This is a genomic window from Nonomuraea sp. NPDC051941 (genome assembly GCF_044593615.1).
In genome coordinates this window covers 760,916-783,862 of the sequence record NZ_JBIUCF010000001.1, presented here as the reverse complement: position 1 = coordinate 783,862, position 22,947 = coordinate 760,916, and the positions used below count along the sequence as shown (strand labels likewise).

Sequence of the window (22,947 nt, the reverse complement as noted above, 5' to 3'; positions counted from 1 at the left end):
CAGTCACGCGCTGTCAGTCACGCTAGGCGACCGACCCCCTCCAGCGCTAGCCCGAGATCCTTGATCAACGTGTCCGCGGGCTCCAGGCCGACCGAGAGCCGCACGAGGCCGACGGGGATGCCCATGGTGGCCCGCACGCTCTCCTCGGTGGACAGGGCGGGGGCGTTCACCAGGCTCTCAAAACCTCCCCAAGACACCCCAATCCTGAAATGTCGCAACTTATCGAGGAAGAGTCCGACCTCCTGGCGCGATTCCGTGTCCAGCACGAGGCTGAACAGGCTGGAGAACCCCGACATCTGCCGCTTCGCGAGGTCGTGCCCCGGATGGGACGGCAGCCCAGGGTGGTTCACCGCCCGCACGGCCGGATGCCCCGTCAGGAACTCGGCCACGGCCAGCCCCCGCTCCTGGTGCGCGGGCATCCGCACGGGCAGCGTGCGCAGCCCCTTGATCACCTTGGCCGCGTCGTGCGGCGACATGGCGGCCCCGTACAGCTGGTACTCGGTCAGCGCCAGCGGCCTGATCAGCCGGGACGGGCCTACCACGACGCCGCCCACGAGGTCGCTGTGCCCGCCGATGTACTTCGACAGCGAGTGCACGACGAGATCGACGCCCATGGTCAGCGGCTTCTGGAAGATCGGCGTGGACCAGGTGTTGTCCATCACGCTCACCAGCCCGCGCTCCCGCGCCCACGCGGTGACTTCGGCGATGTCGACCACGGCGTAGGCCATGTAGGAGGGGGACTCGAAGTAGAGTAGACGGGTGCTCGCCCTGATAGCGCTGTCACACTCCGCGAGGTCGTTCACGTGCGTATGCGTGACCCCGAACTTCTCCAGGTAGCGCAGGAACTGGGTGGTCGGCCCGTACACTGCGCCCAGCACCAGCACGTGATCCCCGGCCTTGACGAGCGAGGAGATGGTCGCCGAGATGGCCCCCATTCCCGACCCGAAACACTTGGCACGCTCTCCCCGCTCGAGCGCGGCGAGCTTACGCTGAGCGAGATCGACCGTCGGGTTGGTCCCCCGCCAGTAGACGTACCTCTCGTCCTCGTTCCTGATCGCCTCGCCGAGCTCCTGCGCGCTCCCGAACGTGAACAGCGAGTTCTCGAACACCGGTGGGTTGACCGCGCCCAACGCCCAGGGCTCGTCCTCGCCCAGCCGGCCACAGATCCATTCGTCATCCATGGGGGCAGACTATGACAGCCAGGGATCTGGGTGACCGGGCGGCCTCCCAGGGTGAAACCACTCGCAAGCCGACCATGGCCGACGTGGCCCGCCACGCGGGCGTGAGCCTCAAGACCGTCTCCCGGGTGGTCAACCAGGAGCCGCACGTCCGGGCCTCGCTGCAGGAGCGCGTGCAGGCGGCCATCAGCGCGCTCGGCTACCGCCGCAACGAGGCCGCCGCCCGCCTGGCCAGGGGCGCGACCATGCTGACGCTCGGGCTGGTGATGGAGAACATCTCCAACGAGTTCTACTCCCGCCTGGCCGCCGCCGTGGAGTCCGCCGCGGCCCGGTACGAGGCGCTGGTGGTGTTCGGCTCGTACGAGGAGAGCGCCGACAAGGAGCGCATGCTCATCGAGTCCATGTACGCGCGGGGCGTGGACGCCCTGATCGTCGTCCCCTCGGCGGCCGATCACTCGTGGCTGGCCGAGCACGCCTCGCTCACCACGGTGTTCGTGGACCGCGTGCCCCCGGGCCTGGAGTCGGCGGACGTGGTGCTGCTGGACGACGTGCGGGGCGGCCGGGCCGCGACCGAGCACCTGCTGGCCCGCGGCCACCGCCGGATCGCGCTGGTCTCGGACGACGAGGGCATCAGCTCGGTGCACGACCGCGCGACCGGCTACCGCGCGGCCCTGCGCGCGGCCGGACTGACGGCCGACGACACGCTGACGGTCCGCGGGCTCTTCGACCCGTGGCGGGTCTCCCACGAGGTGAGCCGCCTCCTGGACCTGCCCGACCCTCCGACGGCCTTCTTCGCCACCAACAACCGCGCCGCGATCGGCATCCTGCAGGCGCTGCGGGAACGTCCGGAGCGGCCCGCGTACGTGAGCTTCGACGACTTCGCCCTGGCCGACGTGTTCAACCCCGGGGTGACGGTGGTCCGCTACGACACGGCACGCCTGGCCCGCAGTGCGGTGGACCTCCTGCTGAACCCGTCGCCGTCGCCCCGCCGCGTCAAGGTCCCGGTCGAGCTGGTGGCCAGAGGCTCGGGCGAGCTGCCGCCCTCCTGAACACCATGCGTGAGCGGCGTTCGTCTCGCTAGGGTCGAGTTGTGCCTCTTCCCGCCGCCGACCTCGCCCGGCTTCTTCGCAACCGGCCGGAGCTGGCCGCCGTCCCCTCCGCCGAGGCGCTCGAACGCCTGCTCGCGGCGCCGGAGCTGGCCGTGCCCGCCCTGCTCGCGCTCGACGCCGACTGCCACCTCGTCAGCCAGGCGCTGCAGATCCTGGGCGGCGAGGCCGGCCGCGCGGCGCTGGCCGAGCTGCTCCACGACCCCGGCGACCGGCTCGGCGAGACGATCGAGACCCTGGCCGCGTGGGGCCTCGTGACCCTCGACGGGGGCGGCGACGGGGGCACGGTGAGGTCCCCGCACCCGCAGGGGCTGTGGGCGAACCCGTTCGGGCTGGGCCGGCCGTTGCGCGAGCTGACCGCCGAGGATCTGAAGTCCCTGGTCAAGGGGCTGGGCGGCAGGCCCAAGGGCCGCAAGTCGGAGGTGCTCGCCCAGGCGGCGGAGATCGTGCGCGACGGCCGGGCCGTCCGCGCCCGCGCCGCCGCGTTGCCGCGCGAGGCGGTGGCGCTGCTGGAGTCGATGGCGGACGGGCAGCCGGTCTTCCAGCACGCCGTCTGGTACGGCACCGGCGATGCGGACCATCCGGTCACGCGCCTGGCCGAGGCCGGGTTCGTGGTGCGGGACGGCTGGGAGTACGAGATGCCCATGGAGGTCGCGCTCGCGCTGCGCGGCGACGGCTGGAAGCCGGAGCTCACGGGCCAGCCGGACGTGCCGTCCGTGGAGCTCACCGGGCCCGCGGACGGGCTCGCCGCCGCGCTGGCCGCCGTTGACCAGGTGGAGGCGCTGATCGAGCTGACGGGAACGCAGCCCATCGCCGAGCTGAAGGCGGGCGGGGTGGGCGCGCGGGAGCTGAAGCGGGTGGCCAAGGCGCTGGACGTTCCCGAGCAGGCGGTCGTGCTCTGGCTCGACCTCGCCTTCGGCACCGACCTGATCGCCTCCGAGGCCGGCGAGAGGCTGGCCGGCACCACGCTGGCCGACGAGTGGCTGGGCCTGGATCCGGCCTCGCGGTGGCAGGCCCTGGTGGAGTCCTGGCTGGCGATGCCGCAGGCGGCCACGTTCAGGGTGACGGGCTGCTGCGAGGAGCACATGACGCCGCAGGCTCCGCCGTACCAGTTCGAGAGCGGCGCCGGCGAGATCCGGCGGGCCGCGCTGCGCGTGCTCCGGACGCTGCCTCCCGGGCGGGGGTCGAGCTCTGAGGGGTTGCTCCCGGCCGTGGGCTGGCGGACGCGGGCGGTCAAGGAGTTCGCGCCGGCCGCCGCCGAGTTCGTGACCGCCGCCCTGCGCGAGGGCGAGCTGCTCGGGATGGTCCAGGAGGGTGCGCTGACCGAGCTCGGCCGCGCCCACCTCGACGGCGCCGGCGTGGCCGGCCGCTTCCCCACGCCGACCCACACCGTGACCCTGCAGAACGACCTGACCGCGATCGTGTCAGGGGTGCCCGCGCCACAGCTGACCGCGTTCCTGAACGGCTGCGCCGACCTGGAGTCACGCGACCGGGCCAGCGTGTGGCGCTTCTCGCACAGGAGCGTGCGCCGGGCGCTGGACGCGGGGACGACGGCCGACGGCCTGCTCGACGAGCTGGCCCGCGTCGCCGCCAAGGCCGTCCCCCAGCCGCTGCGTTACCTCGTCACCGACGTCGCCCGCCGGCACGGCGCCGTCCGCGTCACCTCCGCCGCCTCCGTGGTGACCGCGGAGGACCCGGCGCTCATCACCGAGCTGTGCGGGACCAGGGCCCTGCGCAAGCTGGCGCTGCGCGCCATCGCCCCCACGGTCGCCCTCAGCGCCCTGCCTCCCGACGAGACCCTCGAGCTGCTGCGGCAGGGCGGCCACGCCCCGGTCGCCCTGGCCCCCGACGGCACCATCAAGGCGGAGCCGCCCCAGCGCCGCCGCCTGCCCGTGGAGCCCGACCCGGCATGGGACGCCACCGCGATCCTCCAGGGCGGCGAGCCCGGCACGCCCGCCGAGGCCCTGTCCGTGGCCTCCGTCACCGGCGAGCCGATCGTCATCGTCTGGCAGCGGCGTGAGCACTACATGGAGGACATCGAGCTCACCCGCGGCACGGTGTCCGGCTACTGCCACGACTGCGGCACCGAACACACCTTCCAGCGGGCCCGGATCAAGGAGGCGCATCTGCCCTGATCGCCGGCGGGATCACGACGAGCGGGGGCGCCAGTCGCCGCGGTCGAGGTCGAGATCCTCCGGGGTGTGCAGCCTGACCATGGTCCTGGCGACCCCGGGCGGCACGCGGTGCGGGGTCAGGAAGGACACCGACACCATCACCGCGAACGCGATCGGCACCGTCCACGCCGCCGGCTGGCCCAGCAAGGCGCCGGCGGGCCCGTCGTACGGACCGGCGACGATCGTGACGAGCACGGCCGCGCACGCGAGCCCGCCGCCCACGAACAGCCCGGCCAGCGCCCCCGTGGTCGACAGGCGGCGCCACCAGATGCCCAGCACGAGCAGCGGGCAGAACGACGAGGCCGCCACCGCGAACGCCAGCCCCACCACGTCCGCCACCGGCAGCGCCCGCGCCCACAGCGCCAGGGCCAGCGGCACCGCGACCGCCATCAGCGTGGCGATCCTGAACGAGCGCACGCTGCCCTTGAGCAGGTCCTGCGCGATCACCCCCGCCACGGACACGGTCAGCCCCGACGACGTGGACAGGAACGCGGCGAACGCGCCCGCCGTCACCAGCGCCGTCAGCAGCTCGCCCAGCGTGCCGCCGACCATCCGCGCGGGCAACGTCAGCACGACCGTGTCCGTGCGGACCAGGTCGGGCGCGTAGAGGCGGCCGAGCCAGCCGTACACGGCGGGCATCAGGTAGAAGGCCCCGAGCAGCGACAGCACCACCAGCGTCGTGCGGCGCGCGGCCCGGCCGTCCGGGTTGGTGTAGAAGCGCACCAGTACGTGCGGCAGCCCCATGGTGCCCAGGAACGTGGCCAGGATCAGCGAGTACGTCGAGTACAGCCCGTACTCCTTGCCCCCGGCCAGCGGCACCTGCCAGGTGGCCGCGTCCTGCGGGCCGACCGCGGGCGCGCCGTCGGCCTTCCACGCCATCAGCAGGAACACCAGCGGCAGGGCCAGCGCCGTCAGCTTGAGCCAGTACTGGAACGCCTGCACGAACGTGATCGACCGCATGCCACCGGACAGCACGTTCACCGCCACGACGACCGCGACCAGCAGGCCGCCCACCCACACGGGCGCGCCGGTGATCTCCCGCAGCACCAGGCCCGCGCTCTGGAACTGCGGCATCAGGTAGAACCAGCCGATCAGCACGACGAGCACGCTCGCGGTGCGGCGCACGGCCATCGACTCCAGCCTGGCCTCGGCGAAGTCCGGCAGCGTGTACGCCCCCGAGCGCCGCAGCGGCGCCGACACCAGCACGAGCAGCACCAGGTAGCCGCCGGTCCAGCCGACGGGCAGCCAGAGCATGTCCACGCCGAACGACAGGATGAGCCCGGCGATGCCCAGGAACGAGGCCGCCGACAGGTACTCGCCGCCGATGGCCGAGGCGTTCCAGAGCGGGCTGACGGTGCGGGAGGCGACGTAGAAGTCGGAGGTGGTGCGGGAGACCCTGATCCCGAACGCCCCGATCAGCACGGCCGCCACCACCACGATCAGCACCGCCGTAAGGCTCATCGGCGTTTGACCAGTTCGGCGAAGTGGCGCTCGTTGCGCTCGGCCTGGCGCACGTACAGCCAGGCGCCGATGACGAAGGCGGGGTAGATGAGCCCGGCGAGCACCGCCCACGGGAGCGGGACGCCGAGCAGGTGGACCGAGCGCAGCTCGGGGATGAGCAGGAACAGCAGCGGCAGCCCGCCGACCACGCACGCCAGCACCGTGCAGACGAACAGCGCCAGCCGGACCTGGGTGCGCAGGAACGAGCGCATGTAGACCTCGCCGAGCCTGGTCTGCTCGTCGATCTCCCGGGTGGCCGGGTAGCGGGGCCGGCGCGCGGCGGCCGTACGCGGGCTCATCACGGCCACCCGGCGCAGGGTCTCGCGCCGGGACGCCTCGGCGCGGGGCAGCGGGGCCCGGCGCCCGGGACGCGGTTCGGGGCTCATCAGGACCTCGCCTTTCTGGCTCTGCGCACCAGCAGGTCGCGCAGCTCGCGCGTGTGGCGGCGGCTGACCGGCAGTTCGGTGTCCCCCACCCGCACCGTGCACTTGCCCGAGTCGATGTGCAACTCCTCGATGTGCTTGACGGCCACCAGATGGCTCCGGTGCACGCGGACGAACCCGGCCGAGGCCCACCGCTCCTCCAGGGTGGCCAGCGGGATGCGCACCAGATGGCTGCCCGTCGCCGTGTGCAGCCGCGCGTAGTCCCCGTGCGCCTCGACGTAGATCACGTCGGCGCTGGACACGAACCGCGTCACTCCGCCCAGTTCGACCGGGATCGTGTCGGTCTCCCCCGCCTCCGCGGGCACGTCGGCCGAGACCGCCACCCGCCGGATCGCCTCCGCCAGCCGCTCCGGGCGTACCGGTTTGAGCAGGTAGTCCTCGGCCTTGATCTCGAACGCGTCCACGGCGTGCTCCTCGTACGCCGTCACGAACACCACCCGGGGCGGGTTCGCGAACTGCGACAGCAGCCGCCCCAGCACCACGCCGTCGAGCCCGCGCATCCGGATGTCGAGGAAGACCGCGTCGATCGGCCGGCCGTCGGCGATGGCGCGGTCGAGCAGCCGCAGCGCCGCCGCGCCGTCCCTGGCGGTGGCCACCTCGCCGATGCGGGGGTCGGCACGCAGCAGGTAGGACAGGTCTTCGAGGGCAGGCAGCTCGTCATCGACCGCGAGGACCCGTAGTTGCGCCATAGACAGTGATAAAACCGACAAGAAAGATCGAGGTCAACGGGCAGAGACGCCTGGGTGATATTTCGGCAACCTGATGTTGACCTTGGTGCCCGCTCCCTGGGCGGTCTCGACCACGAGGCCGTACTCGTCGCCGTAGACCTGGCGCAGCCGTTCGTCCACGTTCGCCAGCCCGACGCCGCCCGTGGGGGCGATGTCACCTGCGAGGATGCGGCGCAGCCGGTCGGGGTCCATGCCGAGCCCGTCGTCCTCGACGCTGATGCGGCACTCCGCCCCGGCGTCCTCGGCGATGATCGTGATGCGGCCGACGCCGTTGCGGCTCTCCAGGCCGTGCCTGACGGCGTTCTCGACGAGCGGCTGCAGGCACAGGAACGGCACCGCGACCGGCAGCACCTCGGGCGCGATCCGGAGCGTCACCTGGAGCTGGTCGCCGAACCTGGCCCGCTCCAGGATCAGGTAGCGGTCGATCGAGCGCAGCTCCTCGGCGAGCGTGGTGAACTCGCCGTGCCGGCGGAAGGAGTAGCGGGTGAAGTCGGCGAACTCCAGCAGCAGCTCCCTGGCCCGCTCCGGGTCGGTGCGGACGAAGGAGGCGATCGTGGTGAGGGAGTTGTAGATGAAGTGCGGCGAGATCTGCGCCCGCAGCGCGCGTACCTCGGCCTCCATGAGCAGCGTGCGCGAGCGGTCCAGCTCGGCCAGCTCGAGCTGCGAGTCCACCCACCCGGCCACCTCCTGCGCGGCCCTGACCAGGCCGGCGGAGGCGTCCTGCCCGTAGGCGGCCAGGGCGCCCACGACCCGGTCGTCGGTGGTGAGCGGCACCACCACGGCCTGGCGGATCGGGCATTCGAGCAGCTCGCAGTCGATGGTCAGCACCTGGGTGCGGCCGTCCTTCAAGGTGGCCGCCGCGTGCTCGAACGCCTGGTCGGCGTGGTGCTCGCCGGCGCCGTCGTACACGAGCAGCCGCTCACCGTCGGTGATGGCCAGCGCGGCCGAGCCGAGCAGCGCGCGCAGGTGCCGCGAGGCCCGCTCGGCGCCGTCGGCGGTCAGCCCGGCCCGCAGCGGCGGACCGGCCAGCGAGGCGGTGTGCAGGGTCTCGAACGTGGCCCGCTCCGCCGGGCTGGTGCCCAGCTCGCGACGGCCCCGCATGACCCGCCAGAGCACGATCGCGGGCACGCTCACGAGCACCGCGACCACGGCGACGCCCACCACGTACTCCACGCCGCCAGAGCCTAGCTTCGCTCACAGAGCCTTCGCTATCAGGTCCGCGTACGACTCCGCCTCCTCGGTGGAGTCGTACGTGGTGCGCGGCCAGAAGAAGCCGCGCAGCCCGTCCTTCCTGTTGCGCGGCACGATGTGCACGTGCAGGTGGGGCACGCTCTGGCTGACGCGGTTGTTCATGGCCACGAACGTGCCGGCGACCTGCAGCCCCTCCTCCACCGCCCGGCTCACGGCCTGCACCCGCTCGAAGAACGGCCCCACGTCGGTCAGGTCGGCGAGCGTCTCCACGTGGATCCTCGGCACCACCAGCACGTGCCCCTTGAAGACCGGCCGGACGTCCAGGAACGAGACCGCGACCTCGTCGGAGTGGACCATGGTCGCCGGTCGCTCACCCGCGATGATCTCGCAGAACAGGTCAGTGCTCACCGCCCGACCCTATCCGCCTCATCCGCGGGACTGCCCCGCCCGCTCGGCGAAGGCCGTCCAGCTGGTCACGTTGGGCGCCGACCACTCGGCGGGGGCGTGCAGGAAGTGCTCGCCCACCCGCTCGCGCAGCCGCTGCGGCACCTCTGCCACCTTGGCGCCCCGGCAGTGGTAGACCAGCCCGCCCGCGCGCTGCCCCATCGCCATCCACGGCAGCCACGGCGAGACCCGGCACCACGAGAACACGCACGGCACGTCCGGCACGCCCGAGTCCAGGTCCTTGGCCGAGACGAAGAACTGGAACAGCTCCATCGCCCGGTAGGTGTCGTTCGCCGAGTTGTCGGGGTAGTCGGCGACCTTCAGGGGCGAGGGGTAGGCCAAGCGGATGTCGATGTTGTAGACCACCTGGTCGCCCAGGCGGGTCGTCGGCACCGGGTAGGCGCCGAGCCGCTGGTTGACCGGGTCGTTGAAGACGTGCTGCACCTCGACCGTCCGCTCCGTGAGCGGGTTGTCCCAGGTGTCGAGCACCTCCCTCGTCTTCGGGTCGAGGTAGAGGGCGGCCTCCCTGGTCAGCAGCTGCCAGCCGCCGTCGGCCTCGACCGCCCTGGCCACGTTCAGCCCCTCGAACCCGAACAGGTGGTGCGGCCCGCCGTCGTCCTGCCAGCCGTACACGTCGCCGGTCCAATAGGAGATGGTCTCCGCGCCGTCGGAGGAGGCGCGCACCCGGATGAAATCCATGATCCCCACAGTAACCGGGCGGCGCTCTACTTGACCGATACGGTGAAGACGGCCTCGCCCGACTGCTGCCTGCTCTGCTCGTCCGGTGGCGTCGTGGCCTGGCCGCACCGCCAGCAGTCGTACAGTTTGATCTCCGTCGTGCCCGGGCGCTTGCTGTTGAAGACGAAGTAGGTCGTGCCCCCGGCGCCGACCCCGCCGCCCTCGGTCTTGTGCTCCTCGCTGATGAACGAGGCGACCTTCGGGTCCGGGACGGCGACCAGCTTCCACTCGTCGCCCACCGACGGGTTGTCGGCGACGGCCAGCGAGAAGCGCTGGCCGGGGCGCAGCTCGACGGGCACGGTGGTGCCCTTGGCGCCCTTGACCACCGTGCCGAAGTCGCTCACCGCTGAGCCTCCGCCGCACCCGGCCGCCAGCAGGGCGAGCGTGGCGGCGGCGATCGTTCGACGCATCACCACGGCAGGGTATCTGCCAGTGCGGGCGCCGGCCGTACCCGTCCCCTTCTACCGGCGCGTGTGGCGGTTCCGCCGCAGCATCATGCGGCGGACGACGAAGGCGATCACGGCGCCGGCCGCGGCGACGAGCAGCACGGGCCGCTTGCGCGCCTGCCCGGCGGCGTCCTTCACCTGGTGCGGCGTGCCCTCGCGAACCTTGCCCGCCACCTCGGACGCCTTCTCCTTGACGGATCCGGCCATGCCCGCGGCCCTGTCCTTGGCGGTCTCGGCCACGTGGGCGGCCCTGGCCTTGACGTCGGCCTTGGCCGCCAGCGCCCCGACGGTCTCGCCCAGCTCCCTGCGGGTTTCCTCGATCTCTTTGCGCACGTTGCCCTCCTCGTGGTGACCTGTCCCGCGTGCCATCTCACGCGTGTGGTGCGTCCTGCTGTGGTGGTGATGTCGCGGCGACTCCGCCTCGGCCCACTCACGTTCCAGGGCCTGGGCACGCTCGTCGTCGTAGGGGGGTTCGGGGGCGAATGTCTCGTGTGCCATCCGCTCCTCCTCCACCCGCCGGGCGTTCTCGGCCGCGCCCGGCCTGGTCGGCGGCACGTTGATGGACTCCCATTCGGTCGGCGTGCCCACGGTCTGCCTCCGGGCGCCGACGTTTCCGGCATATTGCTCGCTGTATCCAGGGTCGGTCTCGCTCATCGCCGCGCCCTCTCCTTGACCATGTCGATGTCGGCCCTGACGCTCGCGAGGGTCTCCGACGGGACCGGCGACCCGGCGCGTCGCACCTGTCCCTTACCGACCAGGCCGAGCAGCGCGGCGATGACGAAGAGCAGGCCCGCCACGATGGCGGCGGCAGCCCACGCCGGCAGGACCAGGGCCAGCAGCAGAATGACGGTGGTCACGAGCGCGGCGCCGCCGAAGAACGCGGCCATTCCCGCCGCGCCGAACAGCCCCGCGCCGAAGCCCGCGCGCTTGCCTTTTTCCGCCAGCTCCATCTTCGCCAGGCGGAATTCGTCCCTCACGAGCCTGGAGAACTGCTCGGAGAGGTCGTTGACCAGCTTGTGGGTGTCGTTCACAACGCTCGCCTCCTCCGCTGAGGAAGGCGACTACCCAAACAAACGGCCTTCTATCATGCGGTTTTACCGCTTGGCGACCTTGAGCAGAAATCCGAGGGCCGACAGCACCGGGTCTTTCTGCACTTCGCACCAATTGTCCGGCTGCTTGGGCTTGCTCCACGGAGACGGGAGCTCGCACGAGGGAGCCTGCGGCTTGGGCCGCTCACACCACGATCCGGGAGGGTTCATACCAATATGCTACAACTTCAGGTGTGGCTTATATAAGCCTTTCCTCACCTCTTGCGCAGATGAGGTGGATTAGCGCCGCCACCCTCCGGTAGGGATCGGTCCGGCCCGCGCGTTCCTCCACCGCCAGAATTTCGTCAATTCCCTCGGGGACCGGCGCTCCGTCCGGCGCGGCGTCGCAGAACACCCGCACGCCGTACCACTGCGGCACCTCCAGCCCCTGGACGGCCAGCCGCCGCGTGAGCTCGTCGAGCCGGTCGGCCCTGGCGGGGACGCCGAGCCGGTTGACGTAACCGGTGCCCTCGAACGCCTGCAGCGCCCCCGCCCAGTCGCCCATGAGCCCGTTGCGCATGGCGAGGGCGTCGCCGTTGCGCACGAGGAGCGAGAGCCGGCCGCCTGGCGCGAGGAGGCGGGCGAGGTCGGCGAGCAGCGGGTCGGGGTCGTCGAAGTACATCAGCACGCCGTGGCACAGGACGATGTCGAAACTCCCCGGCCCGAACAGCTCCCGCAGCCGCCCTGCCTCGGCCTGGACCGTCCGGATGCTCATGCCCGGCTGGATCCCGGCCTCCAGGAGGCGGAGAAGGTCGCGGGAGGCGTCGAGGGCGGTGACGTGGTGGCCCCTGGCGGCCATCCTGAGCGCCTGCGTGCCCTGGCCGGAGCCCACGTCGAGGATGCGGCAGGGGGTCTTGGGGAGGTGCGCGGCGAGCTGGCGGGTGACGAGGTCCTGCCGGACGACGTCCCGCAGCGCCCCCAACCGGGCCGCCCACCTGCCCTCTGCCCCTGAGAACCTCATGTGCAGGATCCTAGGCGGACCCGATCTTCCCCTCCGCGCAGGCCCCCGGCCGGAGGCGCGGCGGCGGGGAGGCGGCGACGCGGTAGCCTGCCGGGGTGCTGGTACACGGGGTCTGGGCGGCCGGCGGGCTCGCCTTCTGGGCGGAGACCGCCGAGGCCGGCGACGCGTCCCCCGGGGCCGCCCCGCGCCGGCCGCAGCGCCATCTGACAGGACCCGCGCCCCACCCGTTCGCCTCTCCCGCGTCCGGCGTCGCCGCCGCGCTCGGCCTCGACGACCCGCCGTCACGGACGCTGGAGCTGCTCCTGCCGGGCTCGGCCAAGGAGCCGCTGCCCTCGCCGGAGACCGGCCGGCTCGCGGAGACGACCCGGCCGCGGCTGCGCCTCTGGCAGGTCCCCGCCGTGGTGCCGCCCGCTTCGGAGGCCCTCCACGTGCTGGACGGGCACACCGGCACCGCGACCATGCGCCACTGGGCCGCCGTGGCGGCCTTCGCCCGCGACCTCGTACGCCGGGGCCGCGTCATCCCGCAGCTCGTCCCTTCCTCTGCGGGTGGCCGTGAGCCCGAGGACGCGATGGCCATGTGGGCCGTGCCGGAGGCCGACGCGCGGGCCGTGTGGCGGCCGGTGGTGACCGGGGCCGACGCCGGCTACTTCCGGGAGCTGGCGCTGGCCATGCCGCCCGCGTGCCGTACCTCCCAGGTCGAGCGGCCGTCCGCCGGCGTCCTGCTCGACGCCCTTGAGACGTTCGCCGACGCCCTCGTCCGCCAGACCCTCACCGAGCCTCTGGTCGCCCGGCCCAGGACGCTGCACGAACGCTGGCTGGCCGCCCTGACCGGCGCCGCGCCGCAGTGCCCCGACGTGCCCGGGCTGCGCGAGGAGCTGGAGCGGTGGCACGAGAGCGTCGCGTCGGCCGAGGGCGCGACCCGGGTGTGCTTCCGGCTGCTGGAGCCCGCCGACACCGAGGACTGGCGGGTCGAGCTGGCGCTGCAGGCCGCCGACGACCCCAGCCTGTACGTCCCCGCGGCCCACGTCTGGACCGGCGAGACGGTGACGGGGCTGCCCGGCAGGCCCGAACGCGACCTGCTGGCCGGGCTGGGCCGGGCCGTCCGGCTCTACCCGGAGCTCGACCGCGCCCTGCGCGGGCCCACGCCGAGCGAGCTGGCGCTGGACACGGCCGGCGCGTTCGGGTTCCTGCGGCAGGCCGCGCCCCTGCTGCAGGCGGCCGGGTTCGGGGTGCAGCTGCCCCGCTGGGCCGGGCGTACGAGGCTGGGGCTGAAGCTGACCACCAGGGCCAAGGCGCAGACGGCGGCCACCGGGCAGGGGTTCGGCATGCGGGAGCTGGTCGACTTCCGCATCGACCTGGCGGTGGGCGACGAGACGATCAGCGAGGCGGAGCTGGCCGAGCTGGCCCGGCTGAAGGTGCCGCTGGTCCGGGTGCGCGGCCAGTGGGTGGAGCTGGACGACCGGCAGCTCAAGGCCGCGCTCAGGGCCGTGGAGGGCGCCCGTACGGGGGAGGCGAGCGCCGCCGACCTCCTGCGTCACGTGGTGCAGGAGGACGACGCCGAGCTGCCGCTGCTGGAGATCGACGCCGACGGCGTGCTCGGCGACCTGCTGTCCGGCCAGGCGGAGCGGCGGCTGACGCCCATCGCGACCCCAGCGGGGCTGGACGCCACGCTCAGGCCCTACCAGGAGCGCGGCCTGGCATGGCTCAGCTTCCTGTCGGAGCTGGGCCTGGGCGGCGTCCTGGCCGACGACATGGGGCTGGGCAAGACGATCACGACGCTGGCCCTGCTCGTCCACGAGCGGGCCGGCGCGCCCACGCTGCTCGTCTGCCCGATGTCCCTGGTCGGCAACTGGCAGCGGGAGGCCGCCAGGTTCGCGCCCGGCCTGCGCGTCTACGTGCACCACGGCAGCGGGCGCGACGCGGCGCTGATCCCCGGCGCCGATCTGGTGATCACCACGTACGGCACCGCCCAGCGCGACCTCGAGACGCTCAAGCGGCACGAGTGGCGCAGGGTCGTGTGCGACGAGGCGCAGGCGATCAAGAACAGCGGCACGCTCCAGGCCCAGGCCGTGCGCTCGATCCCCGCCGGCGGCCGGCTCGCCCTCACGGGCACCCCGGTCGAGAACCACCTGGCCGAGCTCTGGTCGATCATGGAGTTCGCCAACCCGGGGCTGCTGGGGCCGCGTTCGCGGTTCAGGACCCGCTTCCAGGAGCCCATCGAGGCCCAGCAGGACGAGCAGGCCGCGCGGGCGCTGAAGCGGGCGACGGGGCCGTTCATCCTGCGCCGCGTCAAGACCGACAAGTCGATCATCTCGGACCTGCCGGAGAAGCTGGAGGTCAAGGAGTGGTGCCCGCTCACCACGGAGCAGGCCACGCTCTACCAGGCGGTCGTGGACGACATGCTGGCCAAGATCGACGACAGCGAGGGCATCGAGCGGCGCGGCCTGGTCCTGGCCACCATGGCCAAGCTGAAGCAGGTCTGCAACCACCCGGCCCACCTGCTCAAGGACGGCTCCCGCCTGGCGGGCCGGTCCGGCAAGCTCACCCGGCTGGAGCAGCTGTCCGAAGAAATCCTGGCCGAAGGCGAAAAGGCCCTGCTTTTCACGCAATATGCCGAGTTCGGCACCATGCTGCAGCCGTACCTCGCCCAGCGGCTCGACACCACGGTCCTGTGGCTGCACGGCGGCCTGCCGAAGAAGACGCGCGACCGCCTGGTCGACCGCTTCCAGAACGACGAGGAGCCGATGCTGTTCGTGCTGTCGCTCAAGGCGGCCGGGGTCGGGCTCAACCTGACCGCCGCCAACCACGTCGTCCACGTGGACCGCTGGTGGAACCCGGCCGTCGAGGACCAGGCCACCGACCGGGCCTTCCGCATCGGGCAGCGCAAGAACGTGCAGGTGCGCAAGCTCATCTGCGCGGGCACCCTCGAGGAGCGCGTCGACCAGATGATCGAGCGCAAGAAGGCCCTGGCCGAGCGGGTGGTGGGCACCGGGGAGGACTGGCTGACGGACCTGTCGACGGAGGAGCTGCGCGAGGTGTTCAGGCTCACGGCGGAGGGGGTGGGCGGATAGTGCCGGACTGGTTCCAGGCCACCGGGCCGATCAAGGTCGAGGGCGGCATCAGGGCCCGCACCCAGCGCGGGACCATCGGCTCCACGTGGTGGTCAAGGCGTTTCATCGACATCCTGGAGCGCGTCTGCGACAAGGGCCGGCTCTCGCGGGGCCGCGCCTACGCGCGCCAGGGCCAGGTCCTGTCGATCGACCTGTCCCCCGGCGAGGTCAGGGCCGCTGTCCAGGGCTCGCGGCGGGAGCCGTACGCGATCGTGGTCAGGATCGAGGCGTACGACGAGCGGCGCTGGGCCGTCATCGAGGAGGCGATCGCCGAGCAGGCCGTCCACCGGGCCAAGCTGCTGGCGGGAGAGATGCCGCCGGAGATCGAGGAGCTGTTCGCGGCGCTCGGGATCGACCTGTTCCCCCGCGATCTCGACATGGACTGCTCGTGCCCCGACTGGGGGTTCCCGTGCAAGCACCTGTCGGCGGTGCTCTACCTGCTGGCCGAGTCGTTCGACGACGACCCGTTCCTGGTGCTGGCCTGGCGCGGCCGGACCCGGGAGCAGCTGCTCGGCTCGCTGGCGGAGGACGCGCCCAGGCTGGAGGTGCGGGACGTGCCGTTCGCCGACCGGCTGGCCGACTTCTACGCGCCCGGCGCCACGGCGCACCGGCCGGAGCGCCGCCCCGCGGCCGCTGCTCCGGACCTGCTCCTGCGCGTCTTCCCGCCGCCCGCCGACCTGGCCCGCGCGCTCACCCCGGCGTACCGGCGGCTCGCCGGCTCCTGAGGCCCCGGGTGGTCAGCGGTCCTCGAAGGAGGCGGGCACCATCACGCGCACGCCGTTGGGGACCACGCGCAGCCGGATCGGGGTGCGCAGCCGTACCTCGCCGTCCACGTCGGCCGCCATCGGCGGGTCGGTCTCCAGCAGCATCTCCCGCCCCACCACGAACGGCCCGCCGGCCATGCTGCGCCACCGCCCGGTGGTCGCCCTGATCAGCGTCTCGCCGAGCAGGCGCAGCTTCTTGCCCGAACCGAGCTGGTAGGCCACCAGCATGCCGTTGTCGATGCTGATGTCCTTGGCCACCTGCCAGCCGCCGTGGAAGCGGCCGTTGGCGATGTTGAGCTGGTGGGTGAGCAGCTCGTGGCGCTGCCCCTCGACCGTGATGTACGCGCGGAACGGCGTGTGCCCCGGCAGGATCGTCAGAGCGGTCAGCGGGTAGGCCGGGCGCCCCACGATGCGCTTGAGCCACGGCTTGACCTTGCCCGCCACCTCGACGGACACCCCGAAGCTGGCCAGGTTGGCGAACGGCCGGTCGTCGGCCATCCCCAGGTCGATGTCGGCCACCTTGCCCTCGGCGAACACCCTGATCGCCCCCGCCAGGTCGAGCGGCAGGCCGAGGCTGCGGGCGAAGTTGTTGGTGGTGCCCAGCGGGAGCACCCCGAGCGCCACGTCGCGGTGGGCCACATGGCGCACGGCCGAGGAGAGCGTGCCGTCGCCGCCGCCCACGACGAGCAGGTCGGGCTCGGTGGCCAGGGCCGCGTCGAGCAGCTCGCGCAGCCGCTTGGGGTTGTAGACCGACAGCTCCACCAGCGGCTCGAAGCCGAGGTTGTGGATCTGCTCGATCACCTCGAAATAGTGGCGACGGCCGCGGCGCGAGCGAGTGTTCACCACCACTGCCACCTTGCGATCTCTCCGGATCGCCTCGGTGTGCTCGTCTTTGGTGCGCAATTCGCTCATGGTCACCAATGGTAGGCGCAGACCGCGCTGCCTATGGTCGGCCGCCGGCACGCGGAAGGCCGCCGGGACACCCCGGCGGCCTTCTTGATCGTTACTTCTTCGGCGGGACGACCTGGACGATGGCGCCCAGGTTGCCCGGAAGCGGGCTCACCAGCTTGAACTGCACGCCCAGCGCCTTGCCCTCGTCACCGGGGTTGCCGGTGCCGAGCACCGAGCCGGCGGCCACCTGGCCGTACAGCTCCGTGGCGGGGGTGCCGTCCTGGTGCACCACGCGGCTGCTGTACGTCTGGTCGCCCTTCGACGGCACGACCGCCGAGGCGTCGAAGTCACGGTAGTAGAGACCACTGCCGATCAGCTCGAGGCCCGGGTACCAGGTCTTCGCGTCGGTGAAGGCCGGGACGCCCTTCTGCGCGGGCAGGTCCGTGCAGTACGCGCTGAACGGCTCGTCCGCCGCCTCCAGGCACTCCTTGAACGGGTACGTCTTGCCGAACCCGAACGCGGCGTTGGACGACTGGACGCGTCCCTGGAGGTTCTTCTGCAGCGTCGGGTCCTTCTCGGCCGCGGTCCCGGTGCGGCGCAGCGGGTCGAAGTGCGAGTCCACGACCAGCAGGCTGCCCTTGGGACCGAGGCTCGGCGGGAGCCGCAGGGTGTCGCCGACGTTGTTGTTGATGAACGTCGAGTCGCGGTACCACACCAGCAGGCCCGGCGCGTTGTACTTCAGCTTCTGCACCTTCCACGCCCCGTCGCGGGAGTAGTCGGTGTCGTAGGCGTACTGCAGGCCCTTGTCGAAGCCGTCGAAGTTGCGCCACTCGGCCAGGTAGAACCGGGAGATCTCGCGACTGCCGTTGTTGCGGGTCCAGCCGGTGCCGCTGGTGTTGGTGAACGTGCCGCCGACGGCCTTCCACCCGTTGTCGCCGTTCTCGACGTCGTCGCTCCACACGGCCGTGCCGCCGTTGGTGAGCTGGAAGTCGTCGGCGTGCCAGCCGCGCTCCTGGAAGGCGGCGTCGGTGTTGTACGTCATCCGCAGCTTGATCGTCTTGCCGGCGAACGGCGTCAGGTTGACGTAGTCGTGCCGCCAGCCGCCGCTGTCACCGGTGAGGCCGTACTTCTTCTCGCCGAAGGCGTGCAGGTTGTTGTTCGGGTCCGGATAGTCGTCGGGCGTGCTGACCTCGGCGCCGGCCTCGTCGAAGACCTTCTGCTGGGCCCAGGTCTGGCCGCCGTCGGTCGAGACCTCGACGAAGCCGAAGTCCCAGTCCTGCTCGATCACGTAGTTGTTCCACATCCACAACTTGAGATCGGTGCCGGCGGGGACAGGCAGGTCGCGGGTCACCGTGAGGTTGGCCCAGTCCTGGTCGAGGCCGCTCCACCAGGCGTTCGAGCCGCTGTGGGGGTCGATCATCTTGAGCGGCGTGGAGGCCAGGTTGACCCGGACGCCGTCCTCGGTGAGCTTGGGCGTGCGCGAGGACTGTCCGACCGTGACGATCTTGGAGGCGTCGCCCGGGTTGAACGTCTTCGGGTTCGCCCAGCCGAGCACCCACTTGTCCCACAGACCCATGTGGGACGGCATCGACTGGAAGATCGGGCCGGAGTGGGAGCCGCTGGACATCAGGTCCCAGAAGTCCACGGCCGAGCTGGCCTGGCCCGAGGTGTCGTACAGGTCGGGCAGGCCCAGGTCGTGGCCGTACTCGTGGGCGAAGACGCCGACGCCGGAGTCCTCGGGCTGCACGATGTAGTTGGAGATCTTCTTGTCGGTGCCGGGGATCTTGTAACCGCCGGCGACCGCGCTGGAGTGGGCCCAGATCGCGTACGTGCCCTCGGCGCCGCCGTCGGACGACTTGTCCTTGCCGGCGTGCACCAGCACCAGGTGGTCGATCACGCCGTCGGGCTCGTTGAAGTTGCCGTCACCGTCGGCGTCGGCGACGTCCTCGACGTCGTAGTCCGCCCACGGGAAGCTCGGCTGGGCCTTGACCAGGCTCTCCACCACGTCGATCGGCAGCTGCTGGGCGCCGCGCGGGTTGTCGGGGTGGCCGGACATGTCCTGCGGAGGAGCGCCGCAGGCCGCGGCGCCGTACCAGGCCTCGGAGTGCGGGACCTTGATCCAGCCGGCCGCCGAGCCGGTGACGGAGTAGGCGCCCTTGGACATCTCCTCGTACATCTTCTTCATCGTGTAGCCGGAGATGTCGATGCCGGGCTTGCCGTCGCGCGGGTCCTTCAGGTCGGGGCGGACGCGCTCGGTGATGCCCTTGTCGGTGTAGAGCATCTTGTTGAAGTGCTCGGGGCTGAAGTCCTTGACCCAGAAGGAGTTGTTGTCCTTGTGCGGCAGCGTGGCCGGGTTGGGGATCTTGTTGTGGAGGGGCCCGTTCTTGAGCGTGCCGGGCGGCTCCACCACGCAGTCGTTCGCGTCGCTGTCGGTCGTGCGCGGCCGGTTGAAGCCCGAGAAGTCGTCGTTGGCCTGCTCGTTGAACTCGACGAGGATCGTCAGGAGCTTGGCCGTGCGGGTCTGCTTGGAGTTCTTGAAAATCCATTCAGCAGGATTGCGGCCGGTCCTGATCGCCTCGTTCTCGCGGGCGGTGAGAATGCGGCCGGCGGCCGGATTTCCACTGGTGAACTTGCGGTCGAACTTCTGTGCCGGACTGAGCGAGCGCTGGTTCTTGTCGTTGACCGACGGCTCCTGCGGGTCCTTCTCGACCGCCGGAGGAGCGTAGTTGATGTAGTAGTCCGCGGCGGTGGGCTCGTACTTCGCGACGGACGCCGCCTGAGCCGTGGGCGCGGACAGGGCGGCGCCGAGAAGGGCGACCGCCGGCAATGCTGCTAATAAGCGCTTCGTGCTGGGCACCAGGAACCCTCTCTGCCCGGGGTCGCCGGGCGCATGGCCATAGGGGTGTGCAATGCCGGACGTTAGAGGGTGCTTCAACGAATAGTAAAGTACGTCGTTGAAATGTGATCAAAGGGGGACATTTAGCGCACCGTTGGCATAAGGAATTCAGAACAATACGAGCCCCGCCACGATCCCGCCCGCGACGGCGCCGCCATAACAGATCACCGCGATGACCAGGTCGAACCTGGCGATGCCGAGCACCTCCTCGCTGGTGAACCTGATCCGGTGCGCGGCGTGGAAGAGGCACAGCACGGCGACCCCGAGCAGCGCGATCCGTACCGGCACGAGGTCGAGCAGCGCGCGCAGCTGCTCGGGGGCGGGCCAGTCGACCACGCCGAGCGGCATGAGCACCCCGAAGAGCAGCACGAGCACCGGCAGCACGAGCGCCGCCACCACTCCCCCGCCGCTGAAGAGCAGCCACAGGTACGGCTCCAGGGTGCGTCTCATGGCGACCTCAGGATGAAGTAGGCGATCAGGAGGGAGATCGCCACCCACGCCGAGTGGTTGCCGCCCTGGATCATCCAGGCGGGCACCCGCCAGCCGTCCAGGCGGACGACCGTGGCCTTGGGGGCGAGGTTGAGGAACGTGATCGTGTGGAAGACGGTCGCGGCCAGAGCGAGCACGTTGATCGCGATCATCCACGGCCGGGCGGCCAGCTCGGCGAACTCCTGGAGGGCGCCGCCGCGCACCGCGTCGGCGAACATCAGCACGAAGACGATCGACCAGGCCACGAAGACGCTGGTCAGCTCGCGCAGCACGAACACCGCGCAGTGGCGGGTGCGGACGAACCAGAGGTTGTCGCGCGGCGGGCGGTAGGCGGTCGTCATCGCCGGCTCCACGGCAAGACCGAACGGAGGGCGGCGGTCAGCTTGTAGCGCTGGATGGCCTCGGCAGGGTCCACGTGCTTGGGGCACACCCGCGTGCACTCGCCGACGAACGTGCACCCCCAGACGGCGTCCTCCTGGTTGAGCACGTCGAACCGGTCGCCCATGTCGCGCGAGTCCAGGTTGTAGCGCTGGGCGAGCGCGATGGCGGCCGGGCCGAGGAAGTCGGGGTCGAGCACGTAGACGGGGCAGGCCGAGTAACAGAGCAGGCAGTTGATGCACATGCTGTACTGCTTGTACGCCTCCAGCTGCTCGGGCGTCTGGGCGTACTCGGCGGTCAGCGGCAGCTCCTCGCCCTCCCTGATCAGCCAGGGCCGCACGGACGACAGCTTGGCCAGGAACCCGTCGATGTCCACGACCAGGTCCCTGATGACCGGGAACCCCTTCAGCGGCTCGATCCTGATCGGGCCCGCGCCGAACTCGGTGAGGAAGGTGCCGCAGGTCAGCCTGGGCTCGCCGTTGACGGTCATGCCGCACGAGCCGCACACGCCCATCCGGCACGACCAGCGGTACGACAGGCTGCCGTCGAGCTGGTCCTTGATGTGGTTGAGGCCGTCGAGGACCGCCCAGTCGGCCACGAGCGGCACGTCGTACCCCTGGAACACCGGCTCCTCGTCCTCGCCGGGCCGGTACCGGGCCACCTCGACCCTGATCGTCGCCGTCCCATCAGTCACGTCCGTACACCCTTTCTCCCGGAGGCCAGCGGGTGATCGTCACGGGGAGCAGCCCGACGGACGGGGTGCCGTCGGGTGCGCGGTGCACCAGGGAGTGCGCGAGGTAGGCGGCGTCGTCCCTGGCCGGGAAGTCGGTGCGCTGGTGCGCGCCGCGCGACTCCTGCCGGTTCAGCGCGCAGGCCACGATGGTCTGCGCGACCTCCAGCATGGTGTGCAGCTCCTGCAGGTTGATCAGCTCGGTGTTGAACGCGGTGCTCGTGTCGTCGATGCGGACCTCCTCGGCACGCTCGCGCAGCTCCGCGAGCGTGTCGACGGCCTTGGTGAGCACGTCGCCCGTGCGGTAGATGCCGGCGGCCCCTTCCAGGGTGTGCTGCATCTCCTCGCGCAGGTCGGCGATCCGCTCACCGGTGCTGCTGCCCTCCCGGACGCGTTCCAACCGGCGCCGCTCGTCGGCCCCCTGGCTCCGCACGGCGGCCGGCTCGCCGTCCCGGTGCGACCTGGCGAAATCGGCGGCGGCGATCCCGGCCCGGCGGCCGAAGACCAGGCACTCCGGCAGCGAGTTGGAGCCGAGCCGGTTGGCGCCGTTGATGCTCACGCAGGCGGTCTCCCCGGCCGCGAACAGCCCGGCGACGGGGGTGGCGCCATCGATGTCGGTGTGGACGCCGCCCATCATGTAGTGCACGACCGGGCGCACCGGGATGAGGTCGGTGGCCGGGTCGAGGTTCTGGTAGCTGCGGCACAGCTCGCGCACGAACGGGATGCGGGCGTCGATCTTGCCCTCGCCCAGGTGGCGCAGGTCCAGGTAGACGACCGGGCCGTACGGGGTGTCCACCGTGCGGCCCTTCTGCTGCTCGTGCACGAACGCCTGGGAGAGGCGGTCGCGCGGGCCCAGCTCCATGCTGCGCAGCTTCGGCGTGGGCGTGGGCCTGCCGAGGTCGTAGTCCTGCAGGTAGCGGTAGCCGTCCTTGTTGATCAGCCAGCCGCCCTCGGCCCTGGCCGCCTCGGTAATGAGGATCCCGGTGAACGGCAGGCCCGTGGGGTGGTACTGGACGAACTCCATGTCCTTCAGCGGCGCCCCCGCCCGGTAGGCCAGGGCCATGCCGTCGCCGGTCTTGATGGCGGCGTTCGTGGTGAAGGGGAAGACGCGGCCGCAGCCGCCGGTGGCCAGGATGACGGTCCTGGCGGCGATGGTCTCGATGCGGCCGGTCCTGATCTCGACGGCCACGACGCCGTGGACGCGGCCGTCGTCGACGACGAGCTTGGTGACGTACCACTCGTCGTACCGCAACACGTCCTGATATTTCAGGGTTGTTTGGAACAAGGTGTGCAAGAGGTGGAAGCCCGTTTTGTCGGCCGCGTACCAGGTGCGCATCTTCTTCATGCCGCCGAACGGGCGGACCGCCACGCGCCCGTCGCTCTCCCGGCTCCAGGGGCAGCCCCAGTGCTCGAGCTGGATCAGTTCCTCGGGCGCCTCGGCCACGAACGCCTCGACGGCGTCCTGGTCGCACAGCCAGTCACCGCCGGAGATCGTGTCGTAGCAGTGCTCGTCGAGCGTGTCGCCGACGCCGATCACCCCGGCGGCGCCGCCCTCGGCGGAGACGGTGTGGCTGCGCATCGGATAGACCTTCGAGACGACCGCCACCTTCAGGGACGGGTCACTCTCGGCGACCGCGACGGCCGCCCGCAGGCCCGCTCCGCCTCCTCCGACGATGAGCACGTCGATCATTA

22 protein-coding genes are annotated in these 22,947 nt (G+C 71.3%); 4 read left to right on the top strand and 18 right to left on the bottom strand.

From position 1 onward, the window contains the following. Positions 1-17: 17 nt before the first annotated feature. Positions 18-1,181, bottom strand: coding sequence for a trans-sulfuration enzyme family protein (locus tag ACIHFD_RS03560; RefSeq protein ID WP_397365387.1), 1,164 nt, complete (start codon positions 1,179-1,181; stop codon positions 18-20). An 11-nt stretch (positions 1,182-1,192) separates the two neighbouring features. On the opposite strand from ACIHFD_RS03560, the gene ACIHFD_RS03555 reads away from it, so the two are divergent. Continuing rightward, positions 1,193-2,227, top strand: a complete 1,035-nt coding sequence (locus ACIHFD_RS03555) for a LacI family DNA-binding transcriptional regulator (protein WP_397365386.1) — start codon at positions 1,193-1,195, stop codon at positions 2,225-2,227. Positions 2,228-2,268: 41 nt separating this feature from the next. Beyond that, entirely contained in the window at positions 2,269-4,419 is a 2,151-nt protein-coding gene (locus ACIHFD_RS03550) for a helicase-associated domain-containing protein (protein ID WP_397365385.1), read from the top strand. A gap of 12 nt (positions 4,420-4,431) precedes the next feature. On the opposite strand, the gene ACIHFD_RS03545 is transcribed toward ACIHFD_RS03550, so the two are convergent. The 11 genes from ACIHFD_RS03545 to ACIHFD_RS03495 form a co-directional block, all read right to left on the bottom strand. Next, a complete protein-coding gene (locus tag ACIHFD_RS03545) occupies positions 4,432-5,919 on the bottom strand; it encodes a cation acetate symporter (RefSeq protein WP_350722197.1) in 1,488 nt (495 codons plus the stop codon). Next, the gene (locus ACIHFD_RS03540) at positions 5,916-6,344 is read right to left on the bottom strand and encodes a hypothetical protein (protein ID WP_350722198.1); all 429 of its coding nucleotides are present in this window, start codon (positions 6,342-6,344) and stop codon (positions 5,916-5,918) included. Before ACIHFD_RS03540 ends, ACIHFD_RS03545 begins: the two co-directional genes overlap by 4 nt. Next, positions 6,344-7,090 carry a LytTR family DNA-binding domain-containing protein gene (locus ACIHFD_RS03535; protein ID WP_350722200.1) on the bottom strand — a complete coding sequence of 249 codons (747 nt, stop codon included), beginning with the start codon at positions 7,088-7,090 and terminating at the stop codon, positions 6,344-6,346. The genes ACIHFD_RS03540 and ACIHFD_RS03535 overlap by 1 nt, the downstream gene beginning before the upstream one ends. A 33-nt stretch (positions 7,091-7,123) precedes the next feature. Continuing rightward, entirely contained in the window at positions 7,124-8,302 is a 1,179-nt protein-coding gene (locus tag ACIHFD_RS03530; RefSeq protein WP_192786257.1) for a histidine kinase, read from the bottom strand. A 21-nt stretch (positions 8,303-8,323) separates the two neighbouring features. Then, positions 8,324-8,728, bottom strand: coding sequence for an HIT family protein (locus tag ACIHFD_RS03525; RefSeq protein ID WP_397365384.1), 405 nt, complete (start codon positions 8,726-8,728; stop codon positions 8,324-8,326). Between the two features lie 18 nt (positions 8,729-8,746). Further along, positions 8,747-9,463: a DUF1838 family protein gene (locus ACIHFD_RS03520; protein ID WP_397365383.1), complete on the bottom strand. Its 717-nt coding sequence runs from the start codon at positions 9,461-9,463 to the stop codon at positions 8,747-8,749. 26 nt (positions 9,464-9,489) lie between these two features. After that, positions 9,490-9,912 (bottom strand): protease inhibitor I42 family protein, encoded by a 423-nt coding sequence (locus ACIHFD_RS03515; RefSeq protein WP_397365473.1) that lies wholly within the window; start codon positions 9,910-9,912, stop codon positions 9,490-9,492. Positions 9,913-9,963: 51 nt separating this feature from the next. Then, positions 9,964-10,602 carry a DUF3618 domain-containing protein gene (locus tag ACIHFD_RS03510; RefSeq protein WP_397365382.1) on the bottom strand — a complete coding sequence of 213 codons (639 nt, stop codon included), beginning with the start codon at positions 10,600-10,602 and terminating at the stop codon, positions 9,964-9,966. Beyond that, positions 10,599-10,979 (bottom strand): phage holin family protein, encoded by a 381-nt coding sequence (locus ACIHFD_RS03505; RefSeq protein ID WP_355194954.1) that lies wholly within the window; start codon positions 10,977-10,979, stop codon positions 10,599-10,601. Before ACIHFD_RS03505 ends, ACIHFD_RS03510 begins: the two co-directional genes overlap by 4 nt. A 63-nt stretch (positions 10,980-11,042) precedes the next feature. Next, complete coding sequence (locus ACIHFD_RS03500) at positions 11,043-11,207, bottom strand: hypothetical protein (protein WP_355194952.1); 165 nt, start codon at positions 11,205-11,207, stop codon at positions 11,043-11,045. Between the two features lie 28 nt (positions 11,208-11,235). Continuing rightward, entirely contained in the window at positions 11,236-11,997 is a 762-nt protein-coding gene (locus tag ACIHFD_RS03495; RefSeq protein WP_397365381.1) for a methyltransferase domain-containing protein, read from the bottom strand. 95 nt (positions 11,998-12,092) lie between these two features. On the opposite strand from ACIHFD_RS03495, the gene ACIHFD_RS03490 reads away from it, so the two are divergent. Both ACIHFD_RS03490 and ACIHFD_RS03485 read left to right on the top strand, forming a co-directional pair. Continuing rightward, positions 12,093-15,068 (top strand): SNF2-related protein, encoded by a 2,976-nt coding sequence (locus ACIHFD_RS03490; protein WP_397365380.1) that lies wholly within the window; start codon positions 12,093-12,095, stop codon positions 15,066-15,068. Continuing rightward, on the top strand, positions 15,068-15,832 hold the full coding sequence (locus tag ACIHFD_RS03485; protein ID WP_397365379.1) for an SWIM zinc finger family protein: 765 nt from the start codon (positions 15,068-15,070) through the stop codon (positions 15,830-15,832). Before ACIHFD_RS03490 ends, ACIHFD_RS03485 begins: the two co-directional genes overlap by 1 nt. A gap of 12 nt (positions 15,833-15,844) precedes the next feature. Here ACIHFD_RS03485 and ACIHFD_RS03480 read toward each other — a convergent pair whose 3' ends face one another. From ACIHFD_RS03480 to frdA, 6 genes are all read right to left on the bottom strand, one after another. Further along, positions 15,845-16,783, bottom strand: a complete 939-nt coding sequence (locus tag ACIHFD_RS03480; RefSeq protein ID WP_364239134.1) for a diacylglycerol kinase family protein — start codon at positions 16,781-16,783, stop codon at positions 15,845-15,847. A 91-nt stretch (positions 16,784-16,874) separates the two neighbouring features. Continuing rightward, positions 16,875-19,619, bottom strand: a complete 2,745-nt coding sequence (locus ACIHFD_RS03475; protein WP_397365378.1) for an immune inhibitor A domain-containing protein — start codon at positions 19,617-19,619, stop codon at positions 16,875-16,877. Between the two features lie 147 nt (positions 19,620-19,766). Beyond that, the gene (gene frdD, locus ACIHFD_RS03470; protein WP_397365377.1) at positions 19,767-20,108 is read right to left on the bottom strand and encodes a fumarate reductase subunit FrdD; all 342 of its coding nucleotides are present in this window, start codon (positions 20,106-20,108) and stop codon (positions 19,767-19,769) included. Next, a complete protein-coding gene (locus tag ACIHFD_RS03465) occupies positions 20,105-20,488 on the bottom strand; it encodes a hypothetical protein (protein WP_355194940.1) in 384 nt (127 codons plus the stop codon). The genes frdD and ACIHFD_RS03465 overlap by 4 nt, the downstream gene beginning before the upstream one ends. Then, the gene (sdhB, locus tag ACIHFD_RS03460) at positions 20,485-21,219 is read right to left on the bottom strand and encodes a succinate dehydrogenase iron-sulfur subunit (RefSeq protein ID WP_397365376.1); all 735 of its coding nucleotides are present in this window, start codon (positions 21,217-21,219) and stop codon (positions 20,485-20,487) included. The genes ACIHFD_RS03465 and sdhB overlap by 4 nt, the downstream gene beginning before the upstream one ends. Continuing rightward, positions 21,212-22,945, bottom strand: coding sequence for a fumarate reductase (quinol) flavoprotein subunit (frdA, locus tag ACIHFD_RS03455; protein WP_397365375.1), 1,734 nt, complete (start codon positions 22,943-22,945; stop codon positions 21,212-21,214). The genes sdhB and frdA overlap by 8 nt, the downstream gene beginning before the upstream one ends. Positions 22,946-22,947 lie beyond the last annotated feature (2 nt).